Annotated in this window: 12 protein-coding genes and 1 pseudogene; 5 read left to right on the forward strand and 8 right to left on the reverse strand. The window is 46.8% G+C overall.

The features are described 5' to 3' along the window. Nucleotides 1-12: 12 nt before the first annotated feature. The 3 genes and pseudogenes from PS053_RS20530 to nfrB all read right to left on the reverse strand — a co-directional run bounded on the left by PS053_RS20530 (nt 13) and on the right by nfrB (nt 6,102). Complete coding sequence (locus PS053_RS20530; RefSeq protein ID WP_001228558.1) at nt 13-903, reverse strand: DUF4434 family protein; 891 nt, start codon at nt 901-903, stop codon at nt 13-15. After that, complete coding sequence (locus PS053_RS20535) at nt 904-3,876, reverse strand: phage receptor (RefSeq protein ID WP_256879035.1); 2,973 nt, start codon at nt 3,874-3,876, stop codon at nt 904-906. Continuing rightward, nucleotides 3,863-6,102, reverse strand: a pseudogene (nfrB, locus tag PS053_RS20540) (cyclic di-3',5'-guanylate-activated glycosyltransferase NfrB). The gene PS053_RS20535 and the pseudogene nfrB overlap by 14 nt, the downstream one beginning before the upstream one ends. Before the next feature lie 543 nt (nt 6,103-6,645). On the opposite strand from nfrB, the gene PS053_RS20545 reads away from it, so the two are divergent. Beyond that, on the forward strand, nt 6,646-6,807 hold the full coding sequence (locus PS053_RS20545; RefSeq protein WP_059275095.1) for a hypothetical protein: 162 nt from the start codon (nt 6,646-6,648) through the stop codon (nt 6,805-6,807). Nucleotides 6,808-7,923: 1,116 nt separating this feature from the next. Here the strand turns inward: PS053_RS20545 and PS053_RS20550 are convergent. The 5 genes from PS053_RS20550 to cusR all read right to left on the reverse strand — a co-directional run bounded on the left by PS053_RS20550 (nt 7,924) and on the right by cusR (nt 13,241). Beyond that, on the reverse strand, nt 7,924-8,547 hold the full coding sequence (locus PS053_RS20550) for an aminopeptidase (RefSeq protein WP_256921744.1): 624 nt from the start codon (nt 8,545-8,547) through the stop codon (nt 7,924-7,926). 983 nt (nt 8,548-9,530) lie between these two features. After that, on the reverse strand, nt 9,531-10,139 hold the full coding sequence (locus PS053_RS20555; RefSeq protein WP_059214581.1) for a DUF4303 domain-containing protein: 609 nt from the start codon (nt 10,137-10,139) through the stop codon (nt 9,531-9,533). A gap of 84 nt (nt 10,140-10,223) precedes the next feature. After that, nucleotides 10,224-10,682, reverse strand: a complete 459-nt coding sequence (locus PS053_RS20560; RefSeq protein WP_139821459.1) for a hypothetical protein — start codon at nt 10,680-10,682, stop codon at nt 10,224-10,226. 437 nt (nt 10,683-11,119) lie between these two features. Beyond that, complete coding sequence (locus PS053_RS20565) at nt 11,120-12,568, reverse strand: Cu(+)/Ag(+) sensor histidine kinase (protein WP_208625495.1); 1,449 nt, start codon at nt 12,566-12,568, stop codon at nt 11,120-11,122. Next, nucleotides 12,558-13,241 (reverse strand): copper response regulator transcription factor CusR, encoded by a 684-nt coding sequence (gene cusR, locus PS053_RS20570; RefSeq protein WP_000770956.1) that lies wholly within the window; start codon nt 13,239-13,241, stop codon nt 12,558-12,560. The genes PS053_RS20565 and cusR overlap by 11 nt, the downstream gene beginning before the upstream one ends. 156 nt (nt 13,242-13,397) lie before the next feature. On the opposite strand from cusR, the gene cusC reads away from it, so the two are divergent. From cusC to cusA, 4 genes are all read left to right on the forward strand, one after another. Then, on the forward strand, nt 13,398-14,771 hold the full coding sequence (cusC, locus tag PS053_RS20575) for an efflux transporter outer membrane subunit (RefSeq protein ID WP_204628700.1): 1,374 nt from the start codon (nt 13,398-13,400) through the stop codon (nt 14,769-14,771). Between the two features lie 156 nt (nt 14,772-14,927). Further along, on the forward strand, nt 14,928-15,260 hold the full coding sequence (gene cusF, locus PS053_RS20580; RefSeq protein ID WP_000709867.1) for a Cu(+)/Ag(+) efflux RND transporter periplasmic metallochaperone CusF: 333 nt from the start codon (nt 14,928-14,930) through the stop codon (nt 15,258-15,260). A 15-nt stretch (nt 15,261-15,275) separates the two neighbouring features. Next, on the forward strand, nt 15,276-16,502 hold the full coding sequence (gene cusB, locus PS053_RS20585; RefSeq protein ID WP_059216642.1) for a Cu(+)/Ag(+) efflux RND transporter periplasmic adaptor subunit CusB: 1,227 nt from the start codon (nt 15,276-15,278) through the stop codon (nt 16,500-16,502). Nucleotides 16,503-16,513: 11 nt separating this feature from the next. After that, on the forward strand, nt 16,514-19,651 hold the full coding sequence (gene cusA, locus PS053_RS20590; RefSeq protein WP_256879125.1) for a Cu(+)/Ag(+) efflux RND transporter permease subunit CusA: 3,138 nt from the start codon (nt 16,514-16,516) through the stop codon (nt 19,649-19,651). The last annotated feature ends 150 nt before the right edge of the window (nt 19,652-19,801 follow it).

Genomic DNA, 19,801 nt, shown 5'->3' on the forward strand with positions numbered 1-19,801 from the left:
CCAGAAAATACATTAATACGCGAGGATGCCATGTGCGGCGGGCAAATAACGCAGAGAGAAATAGAGCATATCTTTGTCGCATGATGAACGTTTTGCTAACAATGAAGCGATCTCTGCGTCTGGTTTCGGTTTCGCTTCAAACGTTTTTCCCTTACCTGCAACAAACAATTCATAAACAATGCCGTTGGCGGGTGAAGATGCCTGGCAATCGGCGCTGGCTTGCAGATAACGCTCACGCTGTTCTGCGGTGAGTTTATCGACGCCGCTGCCATCCTGAACCCAGATCTTAATTCCGGTCGTTTTAACTTGTTCCAGCAGATGCTGATAGCCATCCGGCGACATATTTCCGGCAAAGAAACTACTGATATAAATTGGTTTCGCAGAAATATCGCTGATTAGTTGACGTGAATTGTTTAGCCACTTCAATAATGGCTGGCGCGCGGCTTCACTGCGCCAGTTCAGATCATCAACTTCAGCGCTAATGTACCAGCCATCCGGCGTCACGCCTGGCGCGGAACTCCATAATCTGGCTTGCTGGAGATCGGCTGCCAGTAGGCGATTAAAATAGCTTTCCAGCGCCGCAGATGATTGCTTCTGATGCATAAAAAATTCTGGATCGGCATTCAGACCAACAATCAACTTCAGACCTGCCTGTTGCGCTGCTGCAGCTCGCTTGAACAATAACGCGCGCTGTTCTGGTTGGGTGAAAGCATCGCCGTAACGGGTCCATTGCAGAATCAACGTGTCAAATCCTTGCAGTCGTAACTGGCTCATCAATCCTTGCCACTGGACATCAGTAACCTGGCTGTCGCGATTTTGTGGCTGCCAGATAATACCTTTCATTGCAAAGGAAAAAGGGCTGACTAACAGCAGTGTCAGCAATATGAAAATTAACTTACGCATTTACCAGTGCACTCCAATGGTGAGAAACGCATTGTTGCGTTCCCCGGTACGTTGATTAATCGCCTTAAAGGTATGTTGATATTCGACGCCGAGACTGATTTTGTGCGGCCAGGCATCATAGTGCGTCGCTCCGGTCCAGATGTTCCAGCGTACGCCGACGCCGCCCAGTTGTGCGCCCTGAGTGCCTTTATCACGATAGCCGTTGTCCTGTACATGAGCGTAAGGTTCAAGAGTTTGTCCGTCCGCAACTTTCTGATGCCAGCTCACGCGATAGTCGGCCGTCCACGCCTGAATATCCTGGCGGACATATTGTGCCGCATCGAGATACAGGTTTTGGGCAAACCAGCCGGGGCCATTCGGATGCCACTCGTCGCTGTATTTACCGCCGTTAAAGAACGAGGCGCTGGCGCGCAGCATGGTATCGGATGCGCCATTTTGCCCGTTCAGCGGGAATTGCTGCTCAATAGCGAGAAAAAAGATCTGATCGCGTAGCGGCTTCCAACGCAGGCCGGTGCCGGACATTGGGTTTTTCACTGGCATGACCACGCCGTTTTCTCCGGTGTCAGCAAAAACACGGCTGTAAACCGAAAGCAGGTCGCCTTCCAGCAGCATATTGCGCCCGATGCGGTATTCGGCTTCCAGTTGTCCATAACTGCGATAGCTTTTCCCCGGCGCAGCGCCGCCAACATTGTTGTTAGCGGTACTCATCGCCCCTGAACGCAAGCCAATGGAAGAATCGAAACTGAACGTCCAGTGGCGCCCGGCATCTTCATGTAGACGGCGAAAGTTAAAGCGTTGTTGATTTTGCTCCGGGGTTAATGGGGTAATCAGCGCCTGATTATCAATGTCATCAATCACCTGGCGGGTATAATTTTGCGTCGCAGGCATGTCATCCAGCCGCTGATTCACGTAGGCTAACTGTCGGATCAGCGCCGGATCGTCCGGTAATCCCTTATGCGCCTGTTCCAGCATTTCGCGTGATTGTGCAATATCTCCGCTATCCCACAAGGCGTAACCGAGTGCTGCTTTGGTATTGCTGTTATTAGGATCCAGGTCAAGCGCTGCACGCAGATCGCTTATTGCAGCGGGTACATTATGTTGTTGCCGATAGATAGTCGCCCGGGCGACATAAGCTTCGGCTGAAGGGGCTATATTGATTGAACGAGTGAGATCGTTCAGCGCGAGTTCTGGCTGAGCTGGAATATAACGTTGCGCATGGAGCCACCAGTACAGGGCATTGTTTCCCAGTCCTCGTTGTTCTGCCTGTTGCAGCCAGCGATCGCGAGCCGCGCCATTTCCTGCTGCCTGGGCGGTATTGGCGGCGGCAAGCAGATCCTCGTTGTTCATCTCATGAAGATTAATTTTCTCCCAGGCCGCCAGAGCGGTCGTATAGTCCTCAACCTGATAAGCCTGGTATGCTACGGCGCGATGTTGCCAGGCATTCGGTTGCCGTTTTTCCGCCTGTTGCCACGCATACAGCGCTATGCCGGGCAGAGTATCCTGATAACATTTCGCCAGCCGATTCCAGGCAGCGGCATCATAAGAAGGCGACATATCCCCCAGCAAGCGGACTATCGCCGGGCAATTATCCGTAATTCCTGGTAACTGGCTTTGCCACTGACGTTGCTCCGCCAGCGGCAAGGGTTTCGATAAAATTGCCACTTTCGCAGGCGTCGCCAGATAAGGATGACTTTCCAACAGAGAAGCCAGACGCGCCATTAAGGTATTGCTGACAGCCGCATCGCCATGAAAGGGATAGCGTTGCAGCAGCAAATCGGCAGCTTCACGTGGCTGTCCTGCCTGCATCAGTTGCCAGGTTAGTTGATCCAGACGTGTAAGGTTTGCAGGGGCTTGCTGGTACAACAATCGCGCCAGACGCAGCGCTTCAGCTTTGTTTTGGGTCGCCACGCTGACGGTATAACGCTCTTCGAGCATTTCATCGGCAGGGAGGGTTGCAAGCAGCTTTTGTGCGGCCTCATATTGCCCTTCTTTTAACAGCACAGGTAGCGTCGCACCCACGACATACTGGCGGTTAGCGGCAAACTGTACCGTGTGATTCGCCAATGCCTGTACCGGATTGGCGCTGTATTTTGATAACAGATAGAGCCAGCTTTTCTCTTGTGCCTCAGTGGTAAATAGCGGTGTATTTTCAGACAGATAACGTTGGAGGCGCGTTTTTTCACCACGATAAGCCAGAGTGGTAGCATAAGTGATGTACGATTGTGGATCGGTGAAAATCCCCTGCGATTGCAGCGCCAGAATCCTGGCGTCCAGTTGCCCGGTCAGCAAAACATCAAACCACTGCCGACGCTCTGCCGCGCTTAATGTATTTTGCTGGCGTGACTCGCTGAATATCGCTTCTGCCAGCGGCCACTGCTTCAGGTAGATTGCCCGTTGCAGCAGATCAGTACGCAGTGTTTTCCCTTCCGGCGATGCGGCAAACGCGGCATCGTCCAGTTGTGCTCTGGCGACAGGCAACTGTGCCAGCCGCAGGGCATTTTGCCCAACTTCACTGCGGCAACGCGGAGTAGGGGAGGCATCGCACGCTTTTTGCTGGGCAAGCAGATCTTCAACGGTTTTAACCGTTTTGACGTCTTCAGGAATAGCGGCGAGGCTACGCTTAAGCCTGGTGTCGCCAGGATGACGTTTCAGTTGATCCTCAAGCAACAGTCGTGCGCGGTCATCATGATTAAAATGGCGATAGGCTTCCGCCAGATATAATGTCAGCGGAATATTATCCGGCACCTGCTGATGAATATATTCAAATTCACGAATGGCGGTTGCTTCGTCGTTATTTTTCTGTGCTTTCAGCGCCTTATCGAGACGTGGATAAATAACAAAATGGCGATAGTCGCTAAGCCCCAGCTCTTCTGCGCTGGTGCTGATGTTGTCTGCGAGTGCGCTGGTACTCAATAAAGACGTTAGCAGCAACCCAGACCATCCGATGACGCGATTAAGGTTATTCTCCTTCATTTATTCGGACTCCAGTTCCGCAACCTGTTCTGTGGTTAAACCTGCTTTCAGTAATAATGAGTGCATTGAAACTTGTCGTTCGCGTTGAATTGTCAGTACACGATCGAGCGTTTCCGGGCTGATCACGCCTTCTGTAACCAAAAATTTGCCAAGTGGCAGATTACTGCGTTCATGGCGTAGCAACAGGACGTTAATCGCTGAACGGTTAATATGCCCGAGCGTGGTCAGTATTTCTGCGAACAAGAACTGATGCGGCACATATTGCCGCCAGATATCGTTAGCCTGTTGTTCCGTGAGCCAGTTGCGCTCAACCGCATTTTGCAACATTGCGCGGGGATCATGACCACGTCGGCGTGCATACCAGTGACGTAACCCGGTCACGATTTGTCCACGCAGGACGATAACGTAACGTACTTTGCGCCCAACCTTGCGCGTCAGGGCCGCCAGTGAAACCGGATCGATACCGTCTTCACTACCGACAATTAGCGTTTCATTTTCCAGGCGCAACGGCAACACCGCATAATGCAACGCCACAGAGGCAGGCATTTCCTCAATTAGCGAAGAAGGGATTTTCCAGGCATCAATGGATTCCCATGCCACGCCATTTTGTTCTGCCAGCGCCTGTGCCAGTTGTTCTGCGCTAATCAGCCCTTGCATCAGCATCGAGCCGCCCAAACGTAAACCTTCGACGCGATTACGTAGCGCTGTGTCCAGTTGTTCTTCGGTGATGACGTTATTTTCCAGCAAAATTTGACCCAGTGGGCGTAACGAACGTGTATCGCCTGTGACACTCGGGAAATCGTGCGTCGTTTTATCCCACGCGACTCGACGTGGATCACCGTGCTGAAGAACCTGTTTCAGCGCACGCCAGTTGGCCATAAAGTTAATCAGGTTGCCCCAGAACAGACGCAGGATGGAAAGCAGGCCCTGTGTCAAACCGTAGTAGCCGGTGACGAAAATCACCCGCTGCACGATGCGGTTAATCATCAAACCAAAGTTTAGCCACAGTAGCGTCATTAACCACGTGCTACCGCTAAAGATAGAAAGAAAATGCCACGCATCGGGCCATAAACTTTCGTACGCCAGCAACAGCAAAAGTTGAATCATCACCAGCATCGCGAAGAAGCTGACAAAGTTGCTTATTGCTCCTTTGCGGTCACGCCAGAGGAAGTAGTTCAGTGTCAGACTGGAGGTCCATTTGTGGGTTTTAAAGCCCTGGAAAACGATACCGATGATCCAGCGAGACTTTTGCCGTACCGCCGTCGAAAAGGTATCTGGGAAATATTCGCGTACGCAGATCATGTTTGACGTTCGCGCATGTTGTAAAAATTTACGCTGCTTGCGGGCTTTTACTTCGTCCACCACCGGAAAACGGACAAAAATCTCCGTCATTCCTTTCTCTTTCAGGCGGAAACCAATGTCGTAATCTTCGGTAAGACTTTGCACGTCAAAAGCGATCCCGTCACCATCAGCCAATAGTGCAGTAACTGCCCGACGGCTGAAACAGGTCCCGACGCCTGCGCTGGGTACCTGTCCGGCGAGAGCTTCACGCACCGTAACGTCTTTGCCGTGCAGCTCGGAAAATTCATCGATATAGGTCATGCTGGTGAAGTGCGTCCATTTACGCTCAAATGGATACACAGGGATCTGAATCAGATCTTTACGCTCAACCAGATAGTTAAACAGACGCAGTTCCATCGGCGAAATAACGTCTTCAGCGTCATGCAGAATAAAGCCGGCAAAGGCAAAATTAGCACTACGCTCAAATTGGGTGATGGCATCAAGCACATTATTCAGGCAGTCGGCTTTACTGGTAGGGCCAGGACGCGCACAAACCACCTTGTGCACGTTCGGAAAGCGAGCGCACACTTCGTCTACATCACGCTGGGTGTCGGGATCGTTGGGATAAGTACCAACAAAGATATGATAATTTTCGTAATCGAGCGTGGTTGCCGCCAGTTCGGCCATATTGCCGATGACGCCAGTTTCGTTCCACGCCGGAACCATAATCGCTAACGGTTTTTCGTCCGGTTTATACAGCTCGTGATAACTCATTCGCGGGTAGCGGCGATAAACACTCAGCTTGCGTTTAATGCGGCGCACCCAGTAGACGACATCAATGAAAAAATCGTCCAATCCGCTGATGAACATTATGACCGCTAACGTTATCGCGATTACTTTTAAGCCATAGAGCCAGGTAGCAAAAACATCAAGAAGCCAGTCCACACAACAACCTTACATCAACGTTGGTTATGATTGGGTGGCGTATATTAAGGTTTTTTATGGATTGTGACAGCTTTTTATCATTAATGGGTATGACAATTGCGGCACGTTATTTTTACACCGATTATAAAAGTTGCCGTTTGCGTAGAATGTAGACAAAAGTGTGGTGTCCAGGAAGGGGAGGTTAACATCATAGTGAGGAGTATCGGCGGCGACCGATCAAGCCATCATGTTGTGGAAGTGCCTGGAGGAGGTTGGCAGGGGAGAGCATTTTCCCCGTGCTGAACAAAAAGACGGCGTTGCTGTGGTTACAGGAAGACTAACTTCATTTCTCTTTATTTAAGTTTAATATTCAACCAGGAGATAAAGAATATTAAAATAATAAAGCAAAAAACAACCAACGAGACATTCCTGAAAAACATGTGCTCATAAAAAAGATAAAAAACGTACAAGAACGTGCACGCAACCTTCAGAACTTTTTTATGTTTAGAATTTTCTTTATCTTCAGAATTAAAATTACATAAAAAAATAAAACAAAATGAAAGCATGGCTGAAAACATCGTTAATAAAGCGCGATATGGTAATCCTGCATTAAAGGTTTCGACTCCTAATAATGCTGTCGATAGCGTTGCAATTATAACAGTAACTTTTATATTAGAGGTGATTGCAACGACAAAAAATAACAATGATATAAATAAGAAAGAATAAAATGCATAAATATTTGTTGATATATGTACTTTATGAGCAACAGTAAAATGGGTATAAATGGTTGTAACTGCGATGATAATTATTCTGTATAGCATGCATGCAAACAAACCAATCAGTAGCTTGTTTGCAAATTTATAAGGGGATTCGTTATTGGTGGACTGCATGGTTATTATGCTCTTGAGTTGTGTATTTTATTACTGAGGATTTTTAGGTGCAAAACAAGGAAAGATGTGTCATCAGTTTTCAAGCTCTATTTTGTTCTCCTTATGTATATAAGTTATTTATGTTTTCAATGATAATTACAGTAAAATATGAATTCTGTATATTAAAATATTTTCATACTCTTTCTTTTATATCCTCGATGAGCAATCGTCTGTAGATATAATGTTTAATCATTTCATCAAAGGAATAACTATTCATCAAATATCTGCACAACAAAAGCATGCCTGCATTCGCAATTTTTATCTCCCAGTAAACGTTACCAGTTGCGAGGGGAAATAACATAGATAAGCAAAATAAAGTCCAGTTAATTAAAAGTATATGTTTGAAAACCATTAACCCCATGCATTCGCCTTTTAATATTAACTTAAAAGAAACAAATGATACTATGAAGAAAATTAGCGTCGGTATATATAATGGTGCAGCCATAAATGGCATTGGAATATTAAAGTTAAATATTATGACTGCGTAAGGTAGTATAAATGAAATGTTCAACATCATAATTATCGTGATAAATATGGAGATGGATGTAAACGATGGGGTTAATATGTATTTCGATGATTTTTTAGAATAATGGCTTACAAGCAATAGTTTATTTTGCTTATCATTTTCATGATTTTTTTCAATGCCATCGATAAAGATAATTAATGAATGGAAAGCATTGCCAATTAACAGGTTTATAATTTTCATTGGATGATTATTGCGTATGTGTTAGATCTAATTAATATTCATTGGTTGAGTGTACGAAAATGCTGCCACGCAGGTTACGGTAGCACATCAGTCAGCTCGTATCTAAAGAACGAGTTATTTAGTACAAAAAACAGTATTATGTGATCGTTCCCTGTCAGACCTGATTTTTGGATTTAGTTGAAATTTATCCATTTAGCAATTTTTGTTTCATTCATTATATAGAATTACATTAGGGAGTAAGATTGATAATTCATTTTGATAATGTGATAGTTTGTCTTTATCTATTACTCTCTGAGATATATCGCAAAAATATAAGCTGAGCCAATATGCTCTTACATATGTGAAATATTCATATTTATTGCCTTCTAAAAATTTTTTCATTTTATCAAGATCATCAAAAATACTTTTTTTATTATAAATGTGCTCTCTTGATGATTTCACAATGTTTTTTAATTCGTTATAAGATTTATTGAATGACTCAGCCGTCTTACTGTTATTGTCTTCATAATTGATAAAAAGACACGATTCGATATCAGATAATAGAATTTCATCAAAGCTTTCTTCACGTTCACACAACTTCGTGATGTGTTCTACAATAGAATTACTTTGTAGGGACTCAACAATTGACACTAAAACAGGAGTGTGTAATAGTATTTTAAGAAATTTATTTTCAATATTCTTATACACATTCATTGCAAATTCATCATTACTCCCGTCCATAACATCAGCTATGGACCAAAATATAAACTCGGGGAGTTCATACCACATATCAAGGCTGATAATCTCACGGCAATTATCTTCTATCTGTTGAAATCTCTTACAATTATTCATATATTGTCCTTGATATTATTGTTGAATGTTATTGTCTGGAAATAAGAGTCGTTACCTTTTGAGATAATCACAATTCGCATAAAAAACTTTATAAATACTGGATTTTATAGTACATCCTGATGGTAATTATTTTTCTATTATTAAATTTATTGTATGGCATAAGATAAATCCGATGTGCTACAGCAGGGATTTTTTCTGTTAAAATATTTAGTTGCTTAGAGTAATCATCTTGTAGGGTAAACAAAATTGAATATAACTGGTATTTTGAGACTATAATCGCGAGCCAATTGGACAGTTCTTCGGTCGTGCAAAAAACGTTTATTCTGGCAGTTGCCATTTTTATTCCCTTTCGGATATTTTTTGTGAATGTTTACGTTATATACAGTGAACTCTTTTATATTATTAGTTGGGGTAGCGCTTCATGGTAGGTGATTGTAATTTTAATATGTGACTTATTAACTCAGTAAGTGAATATTAAATTTGCTTAGTGTGGTTAATGACTTTTAGTTGTATTTAATTATAAACTCTTGATATCGAATGAGCCATTTAATACAATGGTTAAAAATTCTGAAATGATGACTCGATGGCTTTTATTTATCTCTAAATTACCAAATGCTAATTTACTCCTGAATACGGAAGTCCGAAAGAAAGCAAATAAGACTACCATCAGAACAAAAAATAAAGAATTTATCACCAAAATAATAGTTAATTAAATAGCTATTATTGATGGATGTAAGTTCCTGTATAGGTCATAACTCCACGTATGTCTAGTTAAAACAGTTTGATCTCCGCTGGACAAAAATAAAAACTATCTAAAGTAGCCTGGCAGAGGATATGTGAATTGTATTTCTATCAACGTAAGTTTATGTTTGGATATGGTCACGTTTTTTAACCCAAAAGATGATAACGCCTCAATTATTTTATTTATGTAATATCTCTGAGCCCCAATTTACTTATGTCCATTTTATCAAAATAATTCCCCCTTACATATTTTTAAATTTTTGTTGAATAAAATCAAAATAACAACTCTCTGAGTTTAATATTTTAGCTGATTTGCTTTCGATTATTTTTGAATCTACAGAATCGGTAACTGATGCGAATAAAAAAACATCATTATTATTTTTGTTTATCTGTATTTTTAAACTCATAAGAACATCAATCATAATTTTATGAATATTATATTTAAAATCAAAAATTTCGTTGTCTTGTTGTAATAAGACCCGCGCATTATATAGAGAGTTATTTATATGGTTTATTATGCTATAATTTAATAGGTTATTTCCGTAACCCCAATCATCAGGCACCCATTTGGTACTGAATACCGCCTTTTCATACATACCAAATGATTTCCGAAATTCTTCAGGAGTGAGTATATTCCTGAATTCTGAAAATGGATCTCTTTCAAATAGAGTTTTGTCTTTCTTTTGTAAATATTCTAGTGTGTTCAAGGTAAGAAATACTCCCGACATGTCCTCGTCAATGACTAGACAGGCAGCGTAGATATTCTCATTAATTATATGTTCACAAATAGCCGTGTAATCATCAATTACTGCGTTTGTAAGACTAGATTTATAGCTATCATAAAAATTCAATTTTATCTCCTCAGAAAATACCTTAAAACATTAAGCTTAATTATAAATATTATTTAAAATATTTTTTGCGTGATTATGTGAATGTCACCGAAACAACTTAATATGTATGAAATAGCTAAAGCGAAATGGATGACGTGTTACTAAAAAACCATTCTGAAAAGGAAGTCTGAAAAAACGTGATAACGAAACTTCTACTCTCCATACTTCATCAGAAAAATAACTAAATTCAATATAGTTTTCATATAACCTCATTTCACGTAAGGTTCCGCTACCATAGGGGAGCGCAATAGTAATTTTTTCCTGAATTCCATGGTTTATATTTATCAATAACAATTCAAGAGATTCATCATAAGGTACATCTTCTGTCACAAATAATAGATAACGTCCATCGTCTAATAAAATTGCAGTTTCAAGATAATACGCAGAAATTATGATGCCTGTGTCTTTACCGTATATACATAATTTAGATTTAGATCTAAAACGGCCATTATCATCCATTTTTTGAATGAGTGATAGCGATATATAATTAACTTTTTTCCACATCTTTTTACTCAAGATAACTGGATGAGATTATGAAAACCTTAAATGAGAGAATTGCTGGTAATATGTTTTTATTTATGGCTCATATCTAAATAACTCTCGAATTTCAAAAATGGAATATTCTTCGGTTTCCAATAATTCACTAAGTTATTCCTTTGTTTGCGGGTAGATACTAACTGGAAGTGATATGTCAGGCATTGTAATTAAATTTAATAATTGCCTGTCTAAACTAATATAGAATATTTTAATCTAACGATTATATTTAGTTGGTGAAGTCGTTTGGGGGATATATTCATATCTTGTATATTACTCAAAGGCAGTTGCGCTACCGCCATACCCTGATAAAACTCACCATCTGCACGAAACGGATTCTACGCTTTTTCTCCCGACGAAATATCAAAATTTCAATTCGAATAATGTCCATTTCATTATCTGACCTATTAACTTCTCTCCGGCAGCACGATCACAAATCTTGTCCCCCGCACATCTGACGTTACCGCAACGGTGCCTTTGTGCGCGACAACAATAGATTTCACAATTGCCAGGCCAATACCGCTACCTTCGCCTTTACGTTGGCGGGATGGATCAACGCGATAGAAGCGGTCAAACAAACGTGGTAAGTGTTCGGGCGCAATCGGCGTACCGGGGTTTTCGACGGTGACTTGCACCTTGTGATCGACCGTCTGACAACATACTACAATTGCCTCTCCGGGCGGCGTATAACGCAGGGCGTTAGAAAGCAGGTTGCTTAACGCCCGACGCAGCATCAGCGGATCGCCTGCAACCTGACACTTGTCGCCAACAAAGAGCAGTTCCACGCCGCGATCTTCTGCTAACGCCTCGAAAAAATCGAACACTTTGCTGACTTCATCTGCCAGATTGAGCATTTTCTTTTCGGGGATTAACTGGTTGTTATCGGCCTGAGCGAGAAACAGCATATCGCTGACCATTTTCGCCATTCGCGTCAGCTCTTCCAGATTCGAATAGAGCACATCTTCCAGCTCCTTCTGACTGCGTGACTGGCTGAGGGCGATTTCCGTTTGTGTCACCAGATTAGTCATTGGCGTGCGAATTTCATGAGCGATATCCGCCGAAAAGTTGGACTGGCGGGTAAAGACATCTTCAATGCGCTCAATCATATGGTTGAACGACAGTACCAGTTGTTCCAGCTCAATTGGCACAGTTTGCGGGTCAAGGCGAACATCAAGATCTTTCGAGGTGATGTTTTGAATCTGACGGCTGACGTTGCGGATCGGCGCGTGGCCTTTATGTACGGCAAATAACACAATAAAAACAATCAACATACTGATGATTGACGCAGTCATAATCAGCTTATTCATCAGATCATTAATGTAATGAAGATGAAAATCGATCGACAGCGCGATGTAGAGCGTATAAGCCGGTTTACCCTCCACCATCGGCCCAACCGGCAGACTGATCATTCGCCAGTTACTGTGTTCCATATGCCCGTGGCCGTGACCCGGCATCGTAATCGTCGGGCCGGAGAGGAGATACACCTCGCCGCCCTGGGCGTCTTTATCGGGTATGGCATCTCGTGCAAACTCGCGGATATCTGGCGCGCCGGGGGAGCGGTACACCGTTTTACCGTGGCTATCTGCCAGAGAAATCAAGACGTTGGAATAACCACTGACAATGTCTTCCAGCGTCATTAAGCGTCGGCCTTGCGTTTCGTCAGGGTGATTGAGTATCCGTTCAAGAGTGGCGCTAATTTCTTGTAAATCATTAATATCCTGCTCGGCAAAATGCACTTTTACCGAGTGGATCATTATCCACGCAAAAGCGAAAAACGCCGCGATGGTGGCAAGGCTGATAAAAAAGGTCAGGCGGGTTGCCAGCGAAAACGGGCGCTGAAACGACTTACTGGCCATCCGGCACCTCAAGCATATAGCCCACGCCGCGTACGGTCTGAATTAGCTTCGGTTCAAAATCATTGTCGATTTTGCCGCGAAGCCGCTTCACCGCCACATCAATGGCGTTGGTATCGCTGTCAAAATTCATATCCCACACCTGTGAGGCGATAAGCGAGCGGGGCAGCACTTCGCCCTGATGGCGAAGGAAAAACTCCAACAGGGTAAACTCTTTACTGGTCAAAGTGATGCGCGTGCCGCTGCGGGTGACCTTACGGCTGACGAGATCGACCATCAGGTCGGCAACCTGAAACTGACTTTCGATAATCACCGTCGCCCCGCGCCGCAGTAACGTGCGCACCCGCGCCAGTAGTTCAGCAAAAGCAAACGGCTTCACCAGGTAGTCATCCGCCCCCAGTTCCAGCCCTTTGACGCGATGTTCAATGGTGCCAAGCGCGGTAAGCAACAGAATCGGCATCCCTTTATTGGCGGAACGCAACATGCGCACGATATCCCAGCCGTTCACGTCCGGCAGCATAATATCGAGGATTATCAGGTCGTAATCTCCGGTCATCGCCAGATGGTAGCCGTTCAGCCCGTTGTCGGCTAAATCGACCACAAAACCGGCCTCGGTTAACCCTTTGGTTAAGTATTCGCCGGTTTTCTTTTCATCTTCGACAATTAATAGTTTCATGTTACCTCCACGCGCTGCCTGGGCAATTCTAGAGGAGCGGGATCAGATGGCAATCGCTTATTGGCAAAATGACAATTTTGTCATTTTCCTGTCACCGGAAAATCAGAGCCTGGCGAGTAAAGTTGGCAGCATAAAATCACCAGAAATTATGTGCCTATGTCTCCTTGTAAACTTCTGCCATTTTGTGTGGCCCTTGCGCTAACCGGTTGTTCTCTGGCACCGGATTATCAGCGTCCGGTAATGCCCGTGCCGCAGCAGTTCTCACTTAGCCAGAACGGCCTGGTTAACGCTGTAGATAACTACCAGAACGTGGGATGGCGTACCTTTTTTGTCGATAATCAGGTGAAGACGCTGATTAGCGAGGCGCTGGTGAATAACCGGGATTTGCGCATGGCGGCCCTGAAAGTACAGGAAGCACGGGCGCAATATCGTCTGACCGATGCCGACCGCTACCCACAGCTCAATGGCGAGGGCAGCGGCAGCTGGAGCGGCAATCTTAAAGGCGATTCCGCCACAACGCGGGAGTTCTCGACTGGCCTTAACGCCAGCTTTGACCTCGATTTTTTCGGTCGTTTAAAAAATATGAGCGAAGCCGAGCGGCAAAATTATTTAGCCACTGAGGAAGCTCAGCGCGCGGTGCATATTCTGCTGGTTTCTAATGTTGCGCAAAGCTATTTCAATCAGCAACTGGCTTATGCGCAATTGCAAATAGCCGAAGAAACGCTGCGTAATTATCAGCAGTCATATGCGTTTGTCGAAAAACAACTGTTGACCGGTAGCAGCAATGTTCTGGCGCTGGAACAGGCTCGCGGGGTGATAGAAAGTACCCGCAGCGACATCGCTAAACGTCAGGGGGAACTGGCGCAGGCAAATAATGCATTGCAACTGTTGCTGGGGAGTTACGGCAAGCTGCCGCAAGCGCAGACAGCAAACAGCGACAGCCTGCAAAGCGTTAAATTACCGGCGGGGTTGTCGTCGCAAATCTTATTGCAGCGCCCGGATATTATGGAAGCTGAACACGCGTTAATAGCGGCTAATGCCAATATTGGCGCCGCACGTGCGGCATTTTTCCCGTCTATCAGCCTGACCAGCGGAATATCGACCGCCAGCAGCGATCTGTCATCATTATTTAATGCCAGCAGCGGGATGTGGAATTTTATTCCCAAAATTGAGATCCCCATTTTTAATGCCGGACGCAACCAGGCCAATCTGGATATCGCCGAAATTCGCCAGCAGCAGTCGGTGGTGAATTATGAACAGAAAATCCAGAATGCTTTTAAAGAAGTGGCCGATGCGCTGGCATTACGTCAAAGCCTGAACGATCAAATTAGCGCCCAGCAGCGTTATCTGGCGTCGCTGCAAATTACTCTGCAACGGGCGCGGGCATTATATCAACACGGCGCAGTAAGTTATCTGGAAGTGCTGGATGCCGAGCGTTCTTTATTTGCAACCCGACAAACCTTACTTGACCTGAATTATGCCCGTCAGGTTAACGAAGTTTCCTTATATGCCGCCTTAGGCGGCGGTTGACAGCAATATACTCGTCATACTTCAAGTTGCATGTGCTGCGTCTGCGTTCGCTCACCCCAGTCACTTACTTATGTAAGCTCCTGGGGATTCACTCGCTTGTCGCCTTCCTGCAACTCGAATTATTTAGAGTATGACTTTTAACTCAGGAGAGAATAAATGAAAAAAGCACTGCAAGTCGCAATGTTCAGTCTGTTTACCGTTATTGGCTTTAATGCCCAGGCTAACGAACATCATCATGAAACCATGAGCGAAGCACAACCACAGGTCATTAGCGCCACTGGCGTGGTAAAAGATGTTGATCTGGAAAGTAAAAAAATCACCATCCATCACGATCCGATTGCCGCTGTGAACTGGCCGGAGATGACCATGCGTTTTACCATCACCCCGCAGACGAAAATGAGTGAAATTAAAACCGGCGACAAAGTGGCGTTTAGTTTTGTCCAACAGGGCAACCTTTCTTTATTACAGGATATTAAAGTCAGCCAGTAACCCAGGTTTAATGAGATGAAAAAAATCGCGCTTATTATCGGCAGCATGATCGCGGGCGGTATTATTTCTGCGGCAGGTTTTAGTTGGTTTGCTCAGGCTGAATCGCCCGCAGAAAAAACGCCGAGCGCAGAACGTAAAATCTTATTCTGGTACGACCCGATGTATCCCAATACGCGGTTCGATAAACCGGGTAAATCGCCGTTTATGGATATGGATCTGGTGCCGAAATATGCCGATGAAGAAGAGAGTTCTGCGTCTGGTGTGCGCATTGACCCGACCCAGACGCAGAATCTGGGTGTGAAAACGGCTACCGTCACGCGCGGGCCGCTGACTTTTGCCCAGAGTTTCCCGGCGAATGTCAGTTACAACGAGTATCAGTTTGCCATTGTGCAGGCTCGCGCCGCCGGGTTTATCGATAAGGTTTATCCGCTTACCGTGGGCGATAAAGTGCAAAAGGGCACACCGCTTCTCGACCTGACTATTCCCGACTGGGTGGAAGCGCAGAGTGAGTATTTACTGCTGCGCGAAACCGGCGGTACGGCGACCCAGACTGAAGGCATTCTTGAGCGGCTGCGACTGGCGGGAATGCCGGAGGCTGATATTCGCCGCCTGATCGCCACGCAAAAAATCCAGACTCGCTTTACGCTCAAAGCGCCCATTGATGGCGTGATCACCGCGTTTGATCTGCGCGCGGGAATGAATATCGCCAAAGATAACGTGGTCGCGAAAATTCAGGGTATGGACCCGGTGTGGGTCACTGCCGCAATCCCGGAGTCTATCGCCTGGCTGGTGAAAGAGGCCTCGCAGTTTACGCTGACCGTTCCGGCGCGACCGGATAAAACGCTCACCATTCGCAAATGGACGCTGCTACCCGGCGTGGATGCTGCGACCCGCACGTTGCAACTGCGTCTGGAAGTCGACAATGCCGACGAGGCGCTAAAACCGGGAATGAACGCCTGGTTGCAACTCAACACTACCAGCGAGCCGATGCTGCTCATTCCTTCTCAGGCGCTGATTGATACCGGCAACGAACAGCGGGTGATTACCGTTGATGCCGACGGACGCTTTGTACCAAAACGCGTTGCTGTTTTTCAGGCATCGCAAGGTGTCACCGCGTTACGTTCTGGTCTGGCGGAAGGTGAAAAGGTGGTTTCCAGCGGCCTGTTCCTGATTGATTCCGAAGCCAATATTTCTGGCGCACTGGAGCGGATGCGCTCTGAAAGTGCTACCCATGCGCATTGAGGGAATAACCAATGATTGAATGGATTATTCGTCGCTCGGTGGCGAACAGTTTTCTGGTGCTGATGGGCGCGTTGTTTCTGAGCATCTGGGGCACCTGGACCATCATTAACACGCCAGTGGATGCGCTGCCGGATCTCTCTGATGTGCAGGTGATTATTAAAACCAGCTATCCCGGTCAGGCACCACAAATCGTTGAAAATCAGGTGACTTATCCGCTAACCACCACCATGTTGTCGGTGCCGGGCGCGAAGACTGTGCGCGGTTTCTCGCAGTTTGGCGACTCTTATGTGTATGTCATTTTTGAAGATGGCACCGATCCGTACTGGGCGCGCTCGCGGGTGCTGGAGTACCTCAATCAGGTACAGGGGAAGCTGCCAGCTGGAGTCAGCGCCGAGCTGGGGCCAGACGCCACGGGCGTTGGCTGGATCTATGAATACGCGCTGGTAGATCGTAGCGGTAAGCACGATCTGGCCGATTTACGCTCATTACAGGACTGGTTTCTCAAATATGAGCTAAAAACTATCCCTGACGTTGCGGAAGTAGCGTCGGTGGGCGGTGTGGTGAAAGAGTACCAGGTGGTCATCAATCCCCAGCGCCTGGCGCAATATGGCATCAGTCTCGCCGAAGTGAAAAGCGCGCTGGATGCCTCAAACCAGGAAGCGGGCGGTTCGTCGATTGAACTGGCGGAAGCAGAATATATGGTGCGCGCCAGCGGCTATCTGCAAACGCTAGACGACTTTAATCACATCGTTTTAAAAGCCAGTGAAAATGGCGTTCCCGTTTATCTGCGTGATGTTGCGCAGGTCCAGGTTGGCCCGGAAATGCGCCGGGGCATTGCCGAGCTAAACGGCGAAGGTGAAGTGGCGGGCGGGGTGGTGATCCTGCGCTCCGGCAAAAACGCCCGTGAAGTGATCGCCGCCGTGAAGGACAAACTGGAAACGCTGAAAAGTAGTCTGCCGGAAGGCGTGGAGATAGTGACAACATACGATCGTAGCCAGCTCATTGACCGCGCTATCGACAACCTCAGCGGCAAGCTGCTGGAAGAGTTTATTGTGGTGGCGGTAGTCTGCGCGCTGTTTCTCTGGCATGTGCGCTCGGCGCTGGTGGCGATTATTTCGTTACCGCTGGGGTTGTGTATTGCTTTTATTGTCATGCACTTTCAGGGACTGAACGCCAATATTATGTCGCTGGGCGGTATTGCGATTGCCGTCGGGGCGATGGTCGATGCCGCTATCGTCATGATCGAGAATGCGCATAAACGGCTGGAAGAGTGGCAGCACCAGCATCCTGACGCCACGCTGGATAATAAAACGCGCTGGCAGGTGATTACCGATGCATCTGTTGAAGTAGGGCCGGCGCTGTTTATCAGTTTGCTGATTATCACGTTGTCGTTTATCCCGATCTTCACGCTGGAAGGGCAGGAAGGACGGTTGTTTGGCCCGCTGGCGTTCACCAAAACCTATGCAATGGCAGGCGCGGCGCTGCTGGCGATCGTAGTGATCCCTATCCTGATGGGTTACTGGATCCGTGGCAAAATTCCGCCAGAAAGCAGTAACCCGCTCAATCGCTTTTTGATTCGTATTTATCATCCGCTGTTGCTGAAAGTACTGCACTGGCCGAAAACCACGCTGTTGGTGGCCGCGCTTTCGGTACTGACGGTTATCTGGCCGCTCAATAAAGTCGGCGGAGAATTTTTACCGCAGATCAATGAAGGCGACTTGTTGTATATGCCATCGACGCTGCCGGGGATTTCTGCAGCGGAGGCGGCGAGTATGCTGCAAAAAACCGACAAACTGATTATGAGCGTGCCGGAAGTAGCGCGGGTGTTTGGTAAAACCGGGAAAGCAGAAACCGCCACCGACTCCGCACCGCTGGAGATGGTAGAAACGACCATTCAGCTTAAGCCGCAGGATCAGTGGCGGCCAGGCATGACGATGGACAAAATTATTGAGGAACTGGATAACACCGTGCGGCTGCCGGGGCTGGCGAATCTGTGGGTGCCGCCAATTCGTAACCGTATCGATATGCTCTCGACCGGCATTAAAAGCCCCATCGGCATTAAAGTGTCTGGCAACGTGCTGGCGGATATAGATGCAATGGCGGAGCAAATTGAAGAGGTGGCGCGAACGGTGCCTGGCGTGGCTTCTGCCCTTGCCGAACGTCTGGAAGGCGGGCGCTATATCAACGTTGAGATTAACCGAGAAAAAGCCGCGCGTTACGGTATGACGGTGGCGGATGTGCAGTTGTTTGTGACCTCTGCGGTGGGTGGGGCGATGGTTGGCGAAACGGTAGAAGGGATTGCCCGTTATCCAATTAATCTGCGTTATCCGCAAAGCTGGCGTGATAGCCCGCAGGCGCTGCGCCAGTTGCCGATCCTGACGCCGATGAAGCAGCAAATCACCCTGGCGGACGTAGCCGATGTTAACGTCTCTGGTGGACCGTCGATGCTGAAAACCGAGAATGCGCGCCCGACGAGTTGGATTTATATCGACGCCCGCGATCGTGACATGGTGTCAGTGGTTCACGATCTGCAAAAAGCGATTGCCGAGAAAGTGCAGTTAAAACCGGGCACCAGCGTGGCATTCTCCGGGCAGTTTGAGTTGCTGGAGCGCGCCAACCATAAGCTGAAACTGATGGTGCCGATGACGCTGATGATCATCTTCGTGCTGTTGTATCTGGCGTTCCGTCGCGTGGGCGAAGCGTTGCTGATTATCAGCAGCGTACCGTTTGCGCTGGTGGGCGGCATCTGGTTGCTGTGGTGGATGGGCTTTCATCTTTCTGTGGCGACGGGCACCGGTTTTATTGCCCTCGCCGGCGTCGCCGCCGAATTTGGCGTGGTGATGCTGATGTATTTACGTCACGCCATAGAGGCAGATCCGTCGCTGGATAATCCGCAAACCTTTAGCGAGCAGAAGCTGGATGAGGCGTTATATCACGGGGCGGTATTGCGCGTGCGCCCGAAAGCGATGACGGTGGCGGTGATTATCGCGGGTCTGCTGCCGATTCTGTGGGGAACTGGGGCGGGGTCAGAAGTGATGAGCAGGATTGCCGCGCCGATGATTGGCGGGATGATCACCGCACCTTTACTGTCGCTGTTTATTATTCCGGCGGCGTATAAGTTGATGTGGCTGCACCGGCATCGTTCTTAGGCAAAATTGCCTGATGTGTTGCGCTTATCAGGCCTACAGCATGAGTCATAATTTATTGAATTGGCACGTTTCTGTAGGCCAGGTAAATCATTCACGCCTTATAGAACAATAAACAGAACGCGTTTTGTCAGCAATTTGAACAACGAGGGG

This window comes from Escherichia albertii, assembly GCF_028622335.1.
In the GTDB taxonomy this organism is placed as follows: Bacteria; Pseudomonadota; Gammaproteobacteria; order Enterobacterales; family Enterobacteriaceae; genus Escherichia; species Escherichia albertii.